The organism is Roseobacter weihaiensis, assembly GCF_020622345.1.
Classification (GTDB): Bacteria; Pseudomonadota; Alphaproteobacteria; order Rhodobacterales; family Rhodobacteraceae; genus Roseobacter; species Roseobacter weihaiensis.
On record NZ_JACNMO010000001.1, the window covers coordinates 310,712 to 326,532 of the forward strand.

Annotated in this window: 12 protein-coding genes, 1 tRNA gene and 1 pseudogene; 6 read left to right on the forward strand and 8 right to left on the reverse strand. The window is 59.0% G+C overall.

The features are described 5' to 3' along the window. Nucleotides 1-24 precede the first annotated feature (24 nt). Complete coding sequence (gene ggt, locus H7847_RS01650; protein WP_227267639.1) at nt 25-1,803, reverse strand: gamma-glutamyltransferase; 1,779 nt, start codon at nt 1,801-1,803, stop codon at nt 25-27. A 27-nt stretch (nt 1,804-1,830) separates the two neighbouring features. After that, nucleotides 1,831-2,817 (reverse strand): 2-hydroxyacid dehydrogenase, encoded by a 987-nt coding sequence (locus tag H7847_RS01655; RefSeq protein WP_227267640.1) that lies wholly within the window; start codon nt 2,815-2,817, stop codon nt 1,831-1,833. A 156-nt stretch (nt 2,818-2,973) separates the two neighbouring features. Between H7847_RS01655 and H7847_RS01660 the strand changes: the two genes are divergently transcribed. The 3 genes from H7847_RS01660 (at nt 2,974) to H7847_RS01670 (ending at nt 4,717) form a co-directional block, all read left to right on the forward strand. After that, a complete protein-coding gene (locus H7847_RS01660) occupies nt 2,974-3,453 on the forward strand; it encodes an SH3 domain-containing protein (RefSeq protein ID WP_227267762.1) in 480 nt (159 codons plus the stop codon). Between the two features lie 84 nt (nt 3,454-3,537). Next, the gene (locus tag H7847_RS01665; RefSeq protein ID WP_227267641.1) at nt 3,538-4,530 is read left to right on the forward strand and encodes an NADPH:quinone reductase; all 993 of its coding nucleotides are present in this window, start codon (nt 3,538-3,540) and stop codon (nt 4,528-4,530) included. Nucleotides 4,531-4,642: 112 nt separating this feature from the next. After that, nucleotides 4,643-4,717 (forward strand) — tRNA-Gln (locus H7847_RS01670). 238 nt (nt 4,718-4,955) lie between these two features. Here the strand turns inward: H7847_RS01670 and H7847_RS01675 are convergent. From H7847_RS01675 to H7847_RS26665, 3 genes and pseudogenes are all read right to left on the reverse strand, one after another. After that, on the reverse strand, nt 4,956-5,966 hold the full coding sequence (locus H7847_RS01675) for an SH3 domain-containing protein (RefSeq protein WP_227267642.1): 1,011 nt from the start codon (nt 5,964-5,966) through the stop codon (nt 4,956-4,958). A gap of 19 nt (nt 5,967-5,985) precedes the next feature. Next, nucleotides 5,986-6,885: an HNH endonuclease gene (locus H7847_RS01680; RefSeq protein WP_227267643.1), complete on the reverse strand. Its 900-nt coding sequence runs from the start codon at nt 6,883-6,885 to the stop codon at nt 5,986-5,988. Nucleotides 6,886-7,147: 262 nt separating this feature from the next. Beyond that, a pseudogene (locus H7847_RS26665) lies at nt 7,148-7,249 on the reverse strand (helix-turn-helix domain-containing protein); the annotation flags it as partial. 347 nt (nt 7,250-7,596) lie between these two features. Here H7847_RS26665 and H7847_RS27065 point away from each other — a divergent pair. From H7847_RS27065 to H7847_RS01700, 3 genes are all read left to right on the forward strand, one after another. Continuing rightward, nucleotides 7,597-7,899 (forward strand): nucleotide-binding protein, encoded by a 303-nt coding sequence (locus H7847_RS27065; RefSeq protein WP_227267644.1) that lies wholly within the window; start codon nt 7,597-7,599, stop codon nt 7,897-7,899. A 527-nt stretch (nt 7,900-8,426) separates the two neighbouring features. Then, nucleotides 8,427-8,900: a metallophosphoesterase gene (locus tag H7847_RS01695; protein ID WP_227267645.1), complete on the forward strand. Its 474-nt coding sequence runs from the start codon at nt 8,427-8,429 to the stop codon at nt 8,898-8,900. 1 nt (nt 8,901) lies between these two features. Beyond that, a complete protein-coding gene (locus H7847_RS01700) occupies nt 8,902-9,114 on the forward strand; it encodes a hypothetical protein (RefSeq protein WP_227267646.1) in 213 nt (70 codons plus the stop codon). 464 nt (nt 9,115-9,578) lie between these two features. Here the strand turns inward: H7847_RS01700 and H7847_RS01705 are convergent, their stop codons facing one another. From H7847_RS01705 to H7847_RS01715, 3 genes are all read right to left on the reverse strand, one after another. After that, nucleotides 9,579-10,136, reverse strand: coding sequence for an IS6 family transposase (locus tag H7847_RS01705; RefSeq protein WP_227267647.1), 558 nt, complete (start codon nt 10,134-10,136; stop codon nt 9,579-9,581). 97 nt (nt 10,137-10,233) lie between these two features. Beyond that, nucleotides 10,234-14,469 (reverse strand): hypothetical protein, encoded by a 4,236-nt coding sequence (locus H7847_RS01710; RefSeq protein ID WP_227267648.1) that lies wholly within the window; start codon nt 14,467-14,469, stop codon nt 10,234-10,236. Between the two features lie 5 nt (nt 14,470-14,474). Beyond that, a complete protein-coding gene (locus tag H7847_RS01715; RefSeq protein WP_227267649.1) occupies nt 14,475-15,821 on the reverse strand; it encodes a hypothetical protein in 1,347 nt (448 codons plus the stop codon).

Here is a 15,821-nt window from a genome sequence, read left to right on the forward strand (position 1 = left end):
TAATGCTCCTTTAAAGGCGGGTGACTACTGGCCAAGGGCAATCCCCTCGCGACGCGGGTCCGCCCCACCCTGCAGGATCGGTCCAATCGAAATCGCATGCAGGCCAGAGGTGAGCGCGCGTGTGTCAACCTCGAACCCCAGCGCGGTCAGCGGGTCTGCCAGGGCTTCTGCCGCCGTGCCTTCTTCCAGATCATAGGTGCCAAAGCGGTTGACCGCATGCGGCACAGAAACGGCCTGCTGAACATCCATGCCCCAATCCAGATGGGCGATGATGCTTTCGGCCACATAGCCGATAATCCGGCTCCCGCCGGGGCTGCCGATGGCCAGCACGGGCATGCCGTCCTTCATCACGATTGTGGGTGCCATGGAAGATCGGGGCCGCTTGCCCGGCTCAACCCGGTTGGCAATAGGCACGCCGTCCTCGTGGCTGCGAAAGGAAAAATCCGTCAGCTCGTTGTTCAACAGGAACCCCCGCACCATCAGCCGGCTGCCAAAACCGTTTTCAATCGTGGTGGTCATCGATGCCACATTGCCCGCAGCATCCACGATCACGAAATGGGACGTCGAGGGGAACTCGAGCGATACGTCATCCGCCCAATTGAGCGTGTGGTCAAAGACAGGTGCGCCGGGCGCTACCTCATCCAGCGCAGCATCCCCAGCCAGCAAACCTGCCCGGTCGGCCAGATAGGCCGGGTCGATCAGACCCTCGACCGGCACCGGCACATAATCACTGTCGGCCATATAGCGCCCGCGATCCGCAAAAGCGAGCCGCGAGGCATCCCCGATCAGGCGGCGGACCTGGGGGTCCGCAGGCCCGGCGCTCAGATCAAACCCGTCGAGCATCCCCAGGATCTGCCCCACGGTCAAAGCCCCGGAGGACGGCGGGCCCATGCCGCAGACCTCATGTGCCCTGTAGCTGGCACAGACCGGGGCGCGCTCCTTCACCGCATAAACGCTCAGGTCCAGCGTGGAGAGCACGCCCGGATTGCCCGGCGCGGTCTGAACGGCCGCCACGATGTCCTGCGCAATCTCACCGGTATAGAAGGCCGTGGCCCCTTCTGCCGCGAGCTGGCGCAGGGTGTCTGCATAATCGGCATTCACAAGGGTCTCCCCCACCGTCAGCGGCTCGCCTTCGGGGAGAAAATAGCTTGCCGTCTCTTCAAAGCGCGCCAGACGCTCCTTGTCGTTTTCAATAAGCCCCGCCAGACGCGGCGAGACCGGGAAACCGCCCTCTGCCAGCTCAATGGCCGGGGTGAGCAGGTCTGCCCAAGGCAGGCTCCCCCAGCGGACATGCGCCTGCTCCATCAGAGCCGGGGTCCCCGGTGTCCCGACCGACAGCCCACCAACGACTGCATCGAAAAACCCCAAGGGTTCTCCCTGCGGGTCCTGGAAAAGCCGTGGTGTCGCCGCCAGCGGTGCGGTTTCGCGGCCATCAAGCGTGGTCAGCGTTTCGCTTTCGGCATCGTAGTAGACCAGAAAGGCACCCCCGCCCAGACCCGAGGATTGCGGCTCCACCAGCCCGAGCATGGCCTGCACCGCCACCAGCGCATCGGCTGCGGTGCCGCCGCGTTGCAAAACATCTGCCCCGGCCTGAACCGCCCAGGGGTTGGCGGCGGCGACCATCCAGTTCGACGCCTCGACAGGACGCCCGGCCGCCTTGGCATCCAAAGCCGCCGATACGGCAGGAGAGAGGGTCTCAAACGCGCCCTGCGTCGCGACCTCCGGCGCCACGGCGTCCGCCGCTTGTTGCGCATAAGCCGTCTGGCCCATGAAAAGCGCAAGTCCCAAAAGCAACTGTTTCATCAAATCTCTCCCTCAGGATTGGCGTGATTACAACATGGACGGCACAACCTGATCCGGTGGCCGGTGGCCATCATCGAACGTCTTGATGTTTATGATGACTTTCTCACCCATCTCGACTCTTCCCTCGCGTGTGGCTGACCCCATATGCGGCAGCAAGACGACATTGTGCAGCTCGCGTAAGCGCGGATTGATCTGGGTGCCGCGCTCGTAGACATCGAGGCCTGCCCCCGCAATATCACCCGACCGCAGCAGCCGGGTCAATGCATTCTCGTCGATGACTTCACCCCGGGACGTATTGACGATTACCGCCTGGGGTTTCATCAGCTTGAGCCGCCGCGCGTTCATCAGGTGGAATGTCGACGGGGTTGCCGGGCAATTGACAGAAATCACATCCATACGCGCCACCATCTGGTCAAGGCTCTCCCAGTAGGTTGCCTGCAATTCCGCTTCGATTTCAGGGCGCAACCTGCGACGGTTGTGATAATGCACCTGCATCCCGAAAGCAGCAGCACGACGCGCAACCGCCTGGCCGATGCGGCCCATCCCAAGTATCCCCAAACGCCGCCCGCCCACGCGACCGCCCAGAAACGCAGTCGGTGCCCAGCCCTCCCACGTATCCTCCTGCATGACCGCCAGACCCTCTGGAATACGGCGCAGCACGGACAGCATCAGTGCCATCGTCATATCCGCCGTATCATCCGTCAAAACACCCGGTGTATTGGACACAAGGATACCACGCTGACGGGCCGTGGCCACGTCGATGTGGTCAATCCCCGCGCCGTAGTTCGCGATCAGTTTCAGCCGGTCACCGGCCTGTGCAATCAAAGTGGAATCGATGTCATCCGCGATGGTCGGCACCAGAACATCCGCAGACTTCATCGCCTCCGCCAACTCGCCTCGCGACATCGGTGTGTCCTCGCCGCGCAGCTTGGCATCAAAGAGTTCGCACAGCCGCGTTTCAACCTCCTCGGGTAACCGTCGCGTAACGACAACACTCAGCTTCGGTTTGGACATTATACTCTCCCGGGACTTGGCGCAGTTTGTCTTTTTATGGCATGGTGGCGGAACTGACGACGAGGCACAAGAACCTCGCGCAAGCAAATGAGCAAAATGCACGAGACAGGCCATCAGATGACCCGAGTTTTGCGTTGCAGCCTGATGGGGCTGCTGATGTCCGCACTGTTTCTGACACCGCTGTCGGCGAACCCGGTGGAGCCGGCCAAAACCGGGCCTATCACCAATCTGCCCCTGCCCCGCTACGTCTCGATGAAGGCCTCAGAGGGGAATGTCAGACGCGGCCCGTCGCTGACGCACCGCATCGATTGGGTGTTCAAGCGCCGCGATATGCCGCTGCGGATCACCGCAGAGCACGGGCATTGGCGCCGGGTAGAAGACCGCGATGGTCAGGGCGGCTGGATACATTACTCGTTGTTGTCGGGCGTCAGGACGGTCATCGTCGAAGAAGAGATACTCAAGATCCACAGCCGCCCGGATGCGGCCGCACCGGTGAATGCCGCATTGGAAGGGGGCGTCATTGCGCGTCTCGGCAAGTGTGGGCCGGAGTGGTGCCACCTCAGATCAGGCGGTTTTCGCGGCTGGGCTCCGAAAACAAATCTCTGGGGCGTCTCGGCCACCGAGCTTCGCGACTAGACTGTCCGCTGAGAGGCTGCGAAACTGGTCTGCCCGCCCGGATCGGCTAATCTGGGACATCAAAAAACAACAGGAGGTGCCATCATGCGTGCGGTGACCTATTCCGCTTTCGGACCTGCAACCGAGGTATTGAAGCTATCCGACATACCCCTTCGGCCCCCCGGCCCGCAGGAGGTCAGCGTTGAGCTGGTTTTTTCGGGAGTGAACCCGTCAGACGTTAAAGCACGCGCAGGCGCGCGGCCCGGTGTGACCAGGCCGCCCTTTGAACGCATCTGCCCGCATAGCGACGGTGCGGGCCATATCACAGCGGTCGGTGAAGGCGTTGACCCTGCCCGGATCGGACAGCGGGTCTGGATCTGGAACGGCCAGTGGCAGCGCCCGATGGGGACAGCCGCCGAAGGGATTGTGCTGCCGTCTGAGCAGGCGATTGCCCTGCCTGACGAGATTTCATTCGAGACCGGGGCAAGCCTTGGTATTCCGGGTTTGACCGCTGCCCATACCGTGTTTGGCGGGGGCGATGTGGCAGGCAAAACGCTGTTGATCCACGGCGGCAACGGCAGTGTGGGGCATCTGGCCGTGCAATTGGCCAAATGGGGCGGCGCGACTGTCATCGCCACCGCCAGCCCGGCCGGGTTTGACCGTTGCAAGGCCGCTGGTGCTGATAATGTTCTCGATTATCGCTCCGGCACCCTCGCCCAGGATATCTTGGCGACCACTGGCGGCGGATTGGTGGACCGAATCGTTGATGTCGAGTTCGGCCAGAACATCGCCATCAATGCCGAAGTGATCACGCCAAACGGCATCCTGTCCGTCTATGGTTCTGCCAAAGACATGGCGCCCAGCGTGCCCTTTGGCCCGCTTCTCTTCAAGGCGGTTACGATTGACATTGCGCTAATTTACATCCTGCCGCGCAATGAGCGTCTGATGGCAGTAGAGCTTTTGCATAACGCCTTGCGACAAGGGGCGCTGTACTGCCCGGTCGGGAAGGTCTTTTCGCTGGCACAGGCTGCGGCGGCGCATCAAGCGGTCGAGAACGGTCAACGCCAAGGCGCCATTCTTGTTGATGTGCAACGCTGAAACGGCAGTTGCCCGAGACCCCCGGAGCTATCGCCATCACACCAAGCAATTCGATTTTGTCGAAATCGGGACTTGAACGTTGCGGCCCATCGGCTTAATTACCGCGTCACGTTGGGATGTAGCCAAGTGGTAAGGCAACTGTTTTTGGTACAGTGTACCGTAGGTTCGAATCCTACCATCCCAGCCAAACACTTCATTTTGTGTCGTCCGGCATGAATCGCAACTTGTCCGGCGAGACTTGCAACTTTTGCTGGGTAAGAACGCAACTTTTACCATTTTGGTGAGTTTTGGCGCCTTCTGTTTTACAGAACTGGCTTTTTTGTTCGTTTCGAAAAACTGCCCCAGATAAGTGCGGCCTGCCGGTCGTGGATTCGGCACCCAGGGGCGGATTCCGGTCAGTCGCTGCGAGAGCGAAGGTGCTACCCTTAGGGGACGGCAAGGCCCTCTGAGATGAGGATGCGCCCAACATCAGCTCCATTTACTCTCAGCACGCCGCACTGTCGCCCGAAGTTGCAGCGGCTTGTGCCGTCCGTGCCTGGCTGACATGCACAACGAACACGTTCCAACTCGATACTTTGGGCATTGCTGACGAGAGCATTCAAACGCGCGGTTGCACGGCGGCCAGCATTGAGCTCGGCCTGGCACTGTGGCGAACTTGTTTCGGGTGCATTAAACCCAACCAGTCGCACGTTTGCAGACTGTCCCCGGATGCCAATGGTGTCGCCATCAATGACGCGGATGGCGGAAGCGCTCAGTGAATATTGATTTGTCGTCACGTTTTCTACCGCAGCAGTGCGACTGCTCAGCGATTGCAGATATCGGGACGACATCCATCCTGTTCCCGACTCCGAAGAAACCTGGGTCCACCCGTTACGCTCATTTAACCTGCGGACACGTGTGCCTTCACTCAGTTGGCCCATGACAGCGTCGCCAGTGCCGGGACCGGAACGCTGATTGACGCTGCTGCCAGTGACGATCAGGTAGTCAGCCGCGTTGTTCCGTTCTGTTTGCCGGACATCGACTGCTCCAGAAGATGATGTGTCAAAAGCTGAGCCAACCAATCCAAGAAAACCGAGAACCAGCACGAGGGGCCACATAACCTGCCGCGTGGCGCGACGCATCGCTCTTTGCGGCGCGCGGATGGCGCGTAAAGGCGACGCAGGTCTCCTGTGTGGGCGCTTCGGACGAGCAGGCGCGCTGGTCCGGGGTGCTTTTCGTTCTGAGGTTCTTTCCGGCTTTGCTTCACGCGGTATATCCAAAAGTTGGTGCAACTTCCGATACTGCGCAGACGTCAGGCGCGTCTTGGTACCGTGGCTGTTGAACCGTTCCAGCATGTCCGAAAAGAAGGAGCGCTCCCAATTGTTTGGGTTGCCGTTCTCGAGGCGATCACGGAGCTGAGCTTTGATCAGATCGGTTTTTTCTCGGGAGAACGGCATAGGCCGACATTTCCTCTTCTTAGTGCTTAAAGCAGTTCTCACGATGCCACGACACAAACTCTGCTCTTGGTTGTTCTGCCGCTCGTTCAGGCACCAAAAGCTTGCCCGATGCATTGATCATCGACTTCACCGCATCCGGATCGTTGGTCTGTCTCGACACCAAAACCGACAAATCATCCGATAGGCCGACAAGACCTCTGTCGAACATCCAGTGAGCCGTACCAGACAACGCAATACCATTGCTGATGATGTCCGGGCCATCATGTTCAACCGGCCGGATATGTGCTGCCTCCACCTCTGCGCGTCCACCACCGTTAATGAGACGCAAACCGGTGATCGCGCAGCGCTCGCAGTAAGCGCGGAGGACGGTTTTGCGGAAGTTGCGGTCGCGCACAGCCCTGTTGGTCAACTGATTGATGCGTTCTCTCGCAGTTGGGAACTCGAAAGGCAATTGATCTTCTTTGAACCCGCCAGTTTCGCTGAGCTGACCGACCCGAGGAAGGATGTCGTGATCCTTTCCGAGGCCAAGCTCAACGATCCGGGCGAAATCAGTTGGTGATAGCGGCCGGACAGCTGCCTGAGCTCTTCCAGATATTCTGCCCAAATCATTGAGCAGACCTTGTTCGACAATCTGCTGCTCATAGCGAAACGGGACAGGATCGCCAAAGTCGAGATATGTTCCCGGTTCAATCACCGCCAAGTGCATGTCTGCTTGCCTGGGATCAGGAATGACCTCCTGCACTTTGGCGACTGCGAAATAGCCCTTGGTGTTTCTGACCTTACTGGGCTCGAGATATACAATCCAGTCACCCTCGCATTGCTGAACGCGGGTCAGGTACTGCTTAGGGAACTGATATCGCTCCGACGGCACGTCGTCATAAATGGAGTCAGTCCGGTGGATGAAAACGCCAAATCCCATGGTTTGGAAGATGACGATAAAGGATTACGATGCCAACCCGCCAAACCATTTGAAGGTCAGCGAAGAATTTGATGCGAAACCAATGATTGCGTAAGCATGGAAACAAGTTGCCCGTTTTATACAACATGTTTCCGTACCTGGTGTGCTATAATGGATCGACGCGATAACTGGACGCCACCAAACGGGATGGGCCCCGAGAAGGCTGTCACTAAGTTGCACTATCTGACGGAGCGGCGAGTAACTGCGGCTATGAGGCGTTGGTCTAAGACCTAACCAACAGAGTGTGGGCTTCGACACGCATCGCTGAGGCAAGTCTGGCAATGTTGTCGACAGAAATGTTCTGCTCAGAGCGCTCAACGGCGCTAAGATAGGTCCTATTGAGGCCTGCCTCATGGGCAAGACGTTCTTGCGACCAACCTTCTCGGCTCGATAGAGCCGGAGGTTCCGTGCAAGCACATCTCTCAGTTCACTTTTGGGCGTTCGTTTCACAAACGGTAAAGTGCCGTTTGTTGGTTTTAACTCTACCTGTTTTAAGATACATTACATCTGTGAAGTTACATTTCATCATAACTCTTGCGCCCAGTGAAGACGCTAGCCCAACCGCGGCCATCGTGGCTTTGGCATCCGCCTTTGTCGAAAGGGACAGCTTGGCTGGCGGCGACCGCGTGCTGAATCGTACAAGTACAATTTGAAATGGAACCAAACCTGCAAATGATCTCATGCCTCGGTTTCAAGGGTGGGGCCGGTCGGACAACTACAGCGGCTGCGTTGGCTGTCGGCCTAGCATCAATTGGTCAGCGGGTGGCTCTTATTGATGCAGGATATGCGGTTCCGCTTGAGGAACAACTTGTGTCAACAGGACGCGGTCACGGTGCGGTGCCAGAACATAGCACCCTTGGTCGATGGGCCGAGACGGCGCAGGCCAATTCATTTTGCGGTGCGGAGGTTCAGTACATTCGAGCAACAACCGCTGCCTACGTGCGAGCTGTGGCTGCGGGACAGCGCCGGACATGAGCACCGATATCAAGGCGAGCTGTTTGAAGCTGCGCAGACGGGCCACGAAGTTGCTGTCTTCAGAGACCGAACCTCCGGCAAACTCATCGCATTCGCAAATTTGACGACGCAGAAGTTATTCGAGACTAGCGACCTAACAGTCAATACAGCGCCCGGCGCTACACTTGTCAGCACGTTCGGGTTCAGTTTTCTTCTGGCCCTCCCCGGACTATTCCCATGGTTCGTGATGTTGGATTCCATCGATCTCGCCGATAGCGCCTTCTCGGCCGCTGGCCTCCAAATCTATGTTGTCTTGCTCCTCGGCTGCGTCTTTGCCGGTGTTAACATTTGGTCTAAACGCTACGATGACCGCACTGCGCTCCTGAAAGCAGAGATTGACCGTGCTTTTGGTCAAAAGGTACCAGCTGTCCCTGCGGGCAACCGACAAACTGAGTAAGGCAATGATGAATTAGTATACAGCCGATACACACTTCGGTCACGAGAACATCATAAAACACTGTGGCCGCCCATTCCAATCGGCGAGCCACATGGACGCGGTATTGATTGAGAACCTCAGCGCGAAGGTTGGCCCAAAAGATGCGCTCTGGATTGTTGGTGACTTCGCCTTCGGTCAGAAGGCAAAGGATCGCAACTGGTTGACGAGGCTTTTCGCAAAGCTGCCGGGGGCGGAACAGCACCTTATCATCGGCAACCACGATGGCGAAGCGACCCAGCAGCTGCCTTGGACCAGCGTGACACATCTTGCCGAAGTGGCGGATGGCAAAGGCCCACATTCGGTGCTTTGTCATTACCCGATGATCACATGGCACCGCGCCCGAAAAGGCGCGCTTCACCTGTTCGGCCATGTTCACGACCAGTGGATGGGAAGCAGGAATGCCGTCAACGTCGGTGTTGATGTCTGGGGTTATGTCCCGATCACAATCCGAGACATCGAACAACGCGCAAAGGCACTGCCCGAGAACAAGCACTGGCAGGACGTAGAACATAATGCGGAGCTTTGAGATGACCCAAACTGGTGGCAACGCGAAAAGCGATCTCGATGACAGTATCATCGCACAATCGATCGAATGCGGCCTGCATGCGCGATACAGCAATGACGTCAAAGGTGGCTGGTGGGCCAGAGCTCAGATCAGGGAAGAGCTCTTGAAGCGCGGCTGGTCGCTGCCGCCATACACGCATCCGCACGAACTCAACGACAGCGTGGAGGTGAAGTGAGATGTCTTGATCCAGACGCAAGACACCGATCACGGGTATCACCAAGGCCGAGAGCGACAAGCGCTTCAAGAAAGTAGAGCACAAGCGAGCGCGCCGGAAACTCAAAGCTGCGGACCTGACAGAATACACGCCACCCGACCCGAAAGCCTTCGGCAACCCTTGGGCCAGCGACAAGGAGGGGAAGCAAAGGATTGACCCGGACAAGTTCCCAGATTTGATGCGGAAATAGCTCTCGGGAATTGTTCATTTTCAGAGCTCGACTATGGTCAGCGGCTGTTCGCTGTGTCAGCTATTAACTCACAGAATGCGGGACGAAGCGCTCAATAGATCCGTTTGAACGAGTGGTTGCTTCTGGAGTTTAAAGCCGACGTTCAGTTTAAGTAGTCTGATCGCGGTAACGCCCGTAAAAAGAGTGCTGTCAGACTAGTTCGAACCAGTCTCAGCTAGGGCAGGATGGCTGTCCCTTATTCCGCGCAAAGACCGCGCCATTCGGAGAGAGCGGCGGTGCGGTTCGTTTTGAAGATGTTCCGGCTTGAGAGACTGCGCTCCTGGTTGAAGTGATTTGAGACCGAGGCATGGACGGAGGCGAATTTCTGGAGACTTCGCATACGGCGGAAACGGAGCATGGCACGCTCCCTTCGACGGAATGGGAGGTGGGAATTCTCGGCGCGATTGTTGAGCCAACGCCCAGCTTGTTGACGTCTTGCAGCGCCGACCTCGCTCAATGCCGCGCCGTATGAGCGAAGCCTGTCCGTCACCACAACCTCAACACGCCCATGCTTGCGCATTGCTTTCTTGAGGAATTTCAGGGCGGCATTCTTGTCCCGCTTCTTTGTGACGAAGCTCTCTAGTACCTCTCCTTCGTGATCGATGGCCCGCCACAGGTAGTGCCTCTCGCCATTGATTTTCACGAACATCTCGTCTAGACGCCACCTCCGCTTGCTGGATTGCATCGCTCCGATCCTGCGCTTTCGGATCTCAGGGGACGTTTTGAAGTACTTGAATGGGCTCGGTCTGGTCATGACGGGACGCTAGTCTGCGCCCTGTCCCGGCTCAAGCCACGTTCTTCTGACAGAACCCTCTCGTGGGAGACGCGAAACCCATTCACGACTATCCAAGCTATTTCTGTGAGTTCGGGGCCGAAGGCTCCTGTCCAAATAGCTCCTGCATGGTGAATTTGGCCGCAAACGTAGTCTTGCCTCGAACGATCGACGACAGCCCATCCGGACTGGTGTGAAACGCTTCCACGATTTTCAACGCTTGTACGGAAGCTTCATCCAAATCAGGCGCTGGTCCATCGGCGTCGGCTGCCACACGTTCGTACTCCCGGATCAGCACCGCGCGATCTGCGGCGCCTTTAAGGTCCGCCCAATCAGAGGGCATCTTTAGTGCAAAGTCCCATAGTTTGTCTGAAACCCAGGCTCCCGCGCTGCCTGCTTGGATCGGTGCAGGTTGTTTGAACGCGGCATGGTCTTCACCTATGTCGTTAGGCTTGGGCACCCATCCCCCGCTACCTTCGGCCCCGGCGGCCCGCTCGACAAAAAGAACCTCAAGCCAAGGCGCGTCTGCCGTGGCCTTTACCTCTTGTAGGATCTCACCCGGCTCCCGCTGAACATAGCTGCCGCCATCGACCATGATCGCCAGGTCGTCACTGGGAGCGTTGTTTTCCCATTCAACAGACAGCCGCGCCTCGCGGGCGGGCGGGATCCGGCCAAAGGCCTCGATCGGGCGCGATAGCTCCAATCCCGGGCGGCTGTTCGGCTGACACGCCGCAAGTGAAAGACGCACAAACGGCATGTAGCTGCGCCGGGCAGCCATGGGGACATCGACGATCCACACATCGCAGACGGCATCCAGCTTGGCCTCGAACAACACCGCTGAAACCTTCTCCGTGTCCCCCGACGGATCTGCCACGTCAGGCAGGGTTAAATGTGCCATACGGTCCGTTTGAGGGACGCCGATAAAGTCCGCGCCGGTGATGAAATCCGGCAGGCTGGTGCTGGCGAATTTCGGGTCCCGCCCATGAAGGCTCACGAAGGTGCGCATCCGCTCGGGAATATCGCTTGGCTTGGTCTCGACCTTATCCACCTCTGACGGCGTATCGGGGTCCAACACGGCCCCATCCCACAACAGCACCGCAAGGCGCTGCCCCTGCCCTGCATCATACCATGGCCGGTTCAGGAAAAACCGCAGCTTGGTTGCGCGTGTAAGAACGACCCCGGTGCGGTTGGGATGGTTTAAACTACCTGATACGATCGTGATCCGCTCCTCGGAAAAAACCGGCAGCATGGGTTCGGCCAATGACGGCTCTGCGGGCCGTGCCGTGGCGGGCACCTTGATCGCGACTTCGGGCCCAGGTGTGACAAACGCCTCTGGGTCCTGCATCGCGGGAAACACAGGCGCATGGCGTGACAACGCCGCAATGCGGACGGTCAGTTCCCGCGCACGGGTGTCAACGAAATCATAGATCAAGCACCGCGGCACCCCGGCATCATCGCGCAGCAGGTTGACCGGGGCGTTCGGCTCATCCGGAAGGTTTTCAACAGGGGTCTGCGTTCCATCCAGTATGGTCCAGCCGTCCCCTTGGGTCGGCGCAAAGGGGCGCAGGAATTCCGCCTCTTGCCGTCTCGCTGGGCGGGTGATGTCATCGGTCCATTCCTCCCACTTGGCCTCGATGCGCAGCTCAGCGGTTGACGGGCGGTGCACGGCCACATCTCCGCCAAACATCAGCGTCGTGGCATTGGGATCAAGGGCCTCGGTCGGGTCAGTCGGCAGGGTTGTACCTCCGTGTGCCTTCAGCGCATCGTCGATCACCGCGATGGTGGCTTGCTTTGGCTGCAACGCAGGTTTTTCAGGGGCCCCAGCCTCCGGCGCCGGAGGGTTCATGGCCGCCGCAACACCTTCGGACAAATCCCACCGGACGGTTCGCAGAACAGGCGCTTCCACCGGCAAAAGCGTCGGCGCCGCGACAGGCCTTTGTGTGGCATTGGTCAGCGTCAAATGCTCCATCGTCGTCAAGCTGCGCAGGGGCGCAGACTGTAACAGGTCTACCAGACCAGAGGCGCGAAGGGCCGCATCCCCGGATTTGAAACGATCCGCCCCCGCCATCGCCGATGCGGCGGCCAGTCGGATCAGGTTGTGACCCTTGATGAAGCTTTCATCTGCAGGTGCAAACCAGGTGCAAAGCCTGCAACTACGCCCCTCTGCTACCTCGACACGCAACGTTGGGACCGTGCGGCCCAGCGGCCCCCGATCCGTATCCAGAAGGAACAAAGCCACGCCGGCGTCCTCGTTTTCAACCACCAGGTTCGCTCGATTGCTCGATCCGGGGCGCGCCAACTGGATCAGACACGGCAACAGGTCGGGCCAGCGCGCGCCTTCCTCCAACACCCGGATCCGCGCAGGTTCGCTGAGAAGTGCCCTATCGTCACGTATTGGCATCACGCACAAGAAGACGGCCAGGGGGTCGGGATAGTAAGGAAATTCGACGGGAGTTTCCTCGCCCTGCATAAAGACACCGCCACGTGTCACCTGTTCCAGAACAGATGTTTCAGATGCGGTGGACAGCGGGTCGTTTGCCAGATCATCGGGATCGTTGTCTGTGAACTGGACCGGTCTGGGCGGGTCCACGGCAATACCGCCGCCTATTGCCGACGGAAATCCGCCACTCCAGTCGACCTGACGAACGCTACGTCGGCTGAACATCCCTTTTGGACGCGTGATTGCCCCGTCTTGAAAGCTATCCACCTCTGCATCTGCAAGGACACCGGTCACCTCTGCCGTGGTGACGTCAATCCTTGGCGGCAAGATATACCTTTCGACATCGGCAACCTCATCATAGCCTGCGTCGCGCAGGATCAGCGTATCCACCGAATTGCCGGGCCATTTCGCGATGTCCTCGGCAGAAAACAAAGGTTCGTTTGCCGTCGCAGGCAGCAAAAGCTGCGGGGCTGCGATGGGCTCGTTGCGCCCGAATATCAGCGGCGCTGGCCGCCCATCGGTTAGGTATCCATCCCCAAGCGCAAGGGGGGCGCTCGCATCCTCATAGTGCACCCGCGCCTCGCGCAGTGCCGGCCCACCACGGTTCAGATACACGGGTCGTGCCCCTAAGACATATCCCATTTGTTCCCAAAGCGGCGGGACGCCAGTCGCAATCCCGTCCTTGATAGGCTCTTGCGGGTCGACCGTCGCCTCTCTGTAATCCAGTTCGATCGGCAACGGACCGTCGGCGATGTCCTGCATCGGGGCAAAGAACGGATCCAGGCTGAACTCATCACGTCGGCTGCGCCGGGGCAATGACAGGGCGCGACCGCTCCATGTCAAAAGGGTCTCTTGTACAACCACATCCGGGCGACCACCGACCACAGCGGATTTGCCATCGGGCGATGTGGCGACGGGATCATCCAGGAACCGGTTGAGCGGTGTGAAATAGGCTGTCGTCCGCTCCCGCAAAGCGTCACGTTCGGGGGTGGCCGTATCAAGGTTCACACTGATGTCTGTGCCACGCACCAGACCATAGGCGATGTCGCGCTCCCCCGCGTCAAACCACACGAATTCACTGTCTTGCGCGATGCCGATATCGACCCGCATCCCGATTGTCAGGGTCTCGGCGAAAATCAGTGGCGTTTGTGCCTCCGTAAGGGCCTCTGCGGCAATCGCACTCCCCAGACGAGAGGCCTCCTCCTCCAGACGCCCTCGATCCATGAGAGCGATGCCGTAGGTGCGCAGTTGCGGCAGATGGTCATCGACCTCTTCGGGCGTCTCTGCGCGGCGGGCCTGTTCGGCGCTGCTCTTGGCGGCAAGTGTCACGGATCGGGTGATCTGTTCTTCGTCCACGGTTTGCAAGGTAAACCGCTGCGTGTTGTCAAGCTTCTCGCCCAGGTTGACCAAACCGGAACTCGGTTCGGGCGCGCCATTTGCGAACCATTCCTCCCTGCCCGCAGGCCGGAACGCCAGCGCGCCACGGGTGTTCGGGTCAATTGCCGTGGCAGTCCAGCTGAAGACATCGCGCGTCGCCGTGCGTACCCCCACCCGCAGAAAACCGGCGTCCCCATTGGTATGCGTGGTCAGGTCTTCAATCTCGATCTCGTAATCCCGCACAAGGCCCAGTTTTTCAGCCAGCACAGGGTGGGCATAAAGCTCGTAGAATTTGCGCAACGCCTTGTCGGCGGCGTCGTCCTGCGACAGGTCCTCCTCGATCACACCTTCCGATGTGCGACGTGCAAGCGCGGCAGCCGCCAACAGCTCGCCCATATTGCGCGGCCCCGGCGCAGCGGTTGGAGGCAGCGCGGTCTTGTCAGCATCAAAGCCAAAACCGCCTAACGTGCCAAGTGCGTCCGTGATCTGTTCCTGCACTGCGCTCAACGTCTCTGGACCAGGCGCAAACCCGGGCACGGTTTTGTCTGAATTGCTGGACTCATTGGTGAATGCATTCGTCCAGGTCTCGGTTTCGCGTTAATCAGGGCCTCGGAATAGGCAAGTGCCTCAGCGTCCTGATTCAGGATTAATTCCCCGAAACCAGGGCGCAATGCGCCGATCTTCTGCGACCGATCCACGGCATCTTCTCTAAGCCCCAGCGAACGCAAAGTGGTCTGGTTCTCCCACAGCAAGGATCGCACAGTCGCCGCACGCCTTGCCTCAGACAGGTCGGTGTTGTTTGCCGCTTCAAACTGGCTGTCCAACGGATCGACCACTTGCGGAAAGGTCGTCATGACGGTGTTCAGCAATCGCCCATGGATAGTCCCCACAAGGTCCCCCGCCGTCAAACCGCCACCGTAGCGCCCATCCCCTGTGCCCTTCAAATACGCGTCAGCGCTTAGCGCAGAGGCCAGCAACTCGGCGGAACTGAACTCCGAAAACGCGCCCGCAAGGCTGCTGGCATGATCACTGCGCAAAGTGGCCCGGGTGAAATCCGACGCCGCCAGCCGGTCGGACAGCGTTTGCCAACGATCCGCATCCGCCGAGTTCTTGGCGCTTTCATAGGCCCGCTCCGTTGTGTTGCCCGGAAACAGGAGAGCTCGCGCCAGATCCTCAAGCTCTTGGCGTGTGAAAAGCGCAGCCCAGACCTCGGATGCCGTCGCCTCATCCCACGCGTCACTCACGCGCTTACCGGCCACCCTGCCGGAATAATCCGCCGAAAGAAGGCTGCCAAACAAATCGGCGTAGTCCCTGACTTCAGGCGTCAAGAGAACCTCATTCGTCGCAGTTTTTGGCAACCCATCAAGCAGAATGCTGCATGGGATTTGAAACTCTGTGCCATCGGGCAAGTTAATCGGGCACATCTCGATCTGGGGTGGCGGCGGCGGCGGCGGGTCCTTCGCTTCAGCCGCGATATGGGTCAATGTATGAACCCGCGCCAAGGCTCTTGGCAGGTCTTGCAGCCAATCCGCGAGATTGCTGATCAACACGTCAGCCAATGACTTCGGTGTGCCCTTTGTGTAGGTCTCATCCGTGATCGTTTTGTCCCAAAGAAGCGCTTGATTGCCCTCGATCTGATCGGGGTCGGGTTCGTTCAGCGTTTTGGGGTCGTCAAAAGCAGCCGCAAGGGCCTTAGACTCCAAGGGTTTGTCCGCCAACCACCGAAAGGCCAGACCGTTGCCTTTACCGTTGGGTTGGAACACCAGGCTTATCCGGGCCTTCCCGTCGTGGATGCCATCGGGGACGGTCGCGATGTCAAAGCCCAATTTACGGGCGTCTTTGGTGCTCAT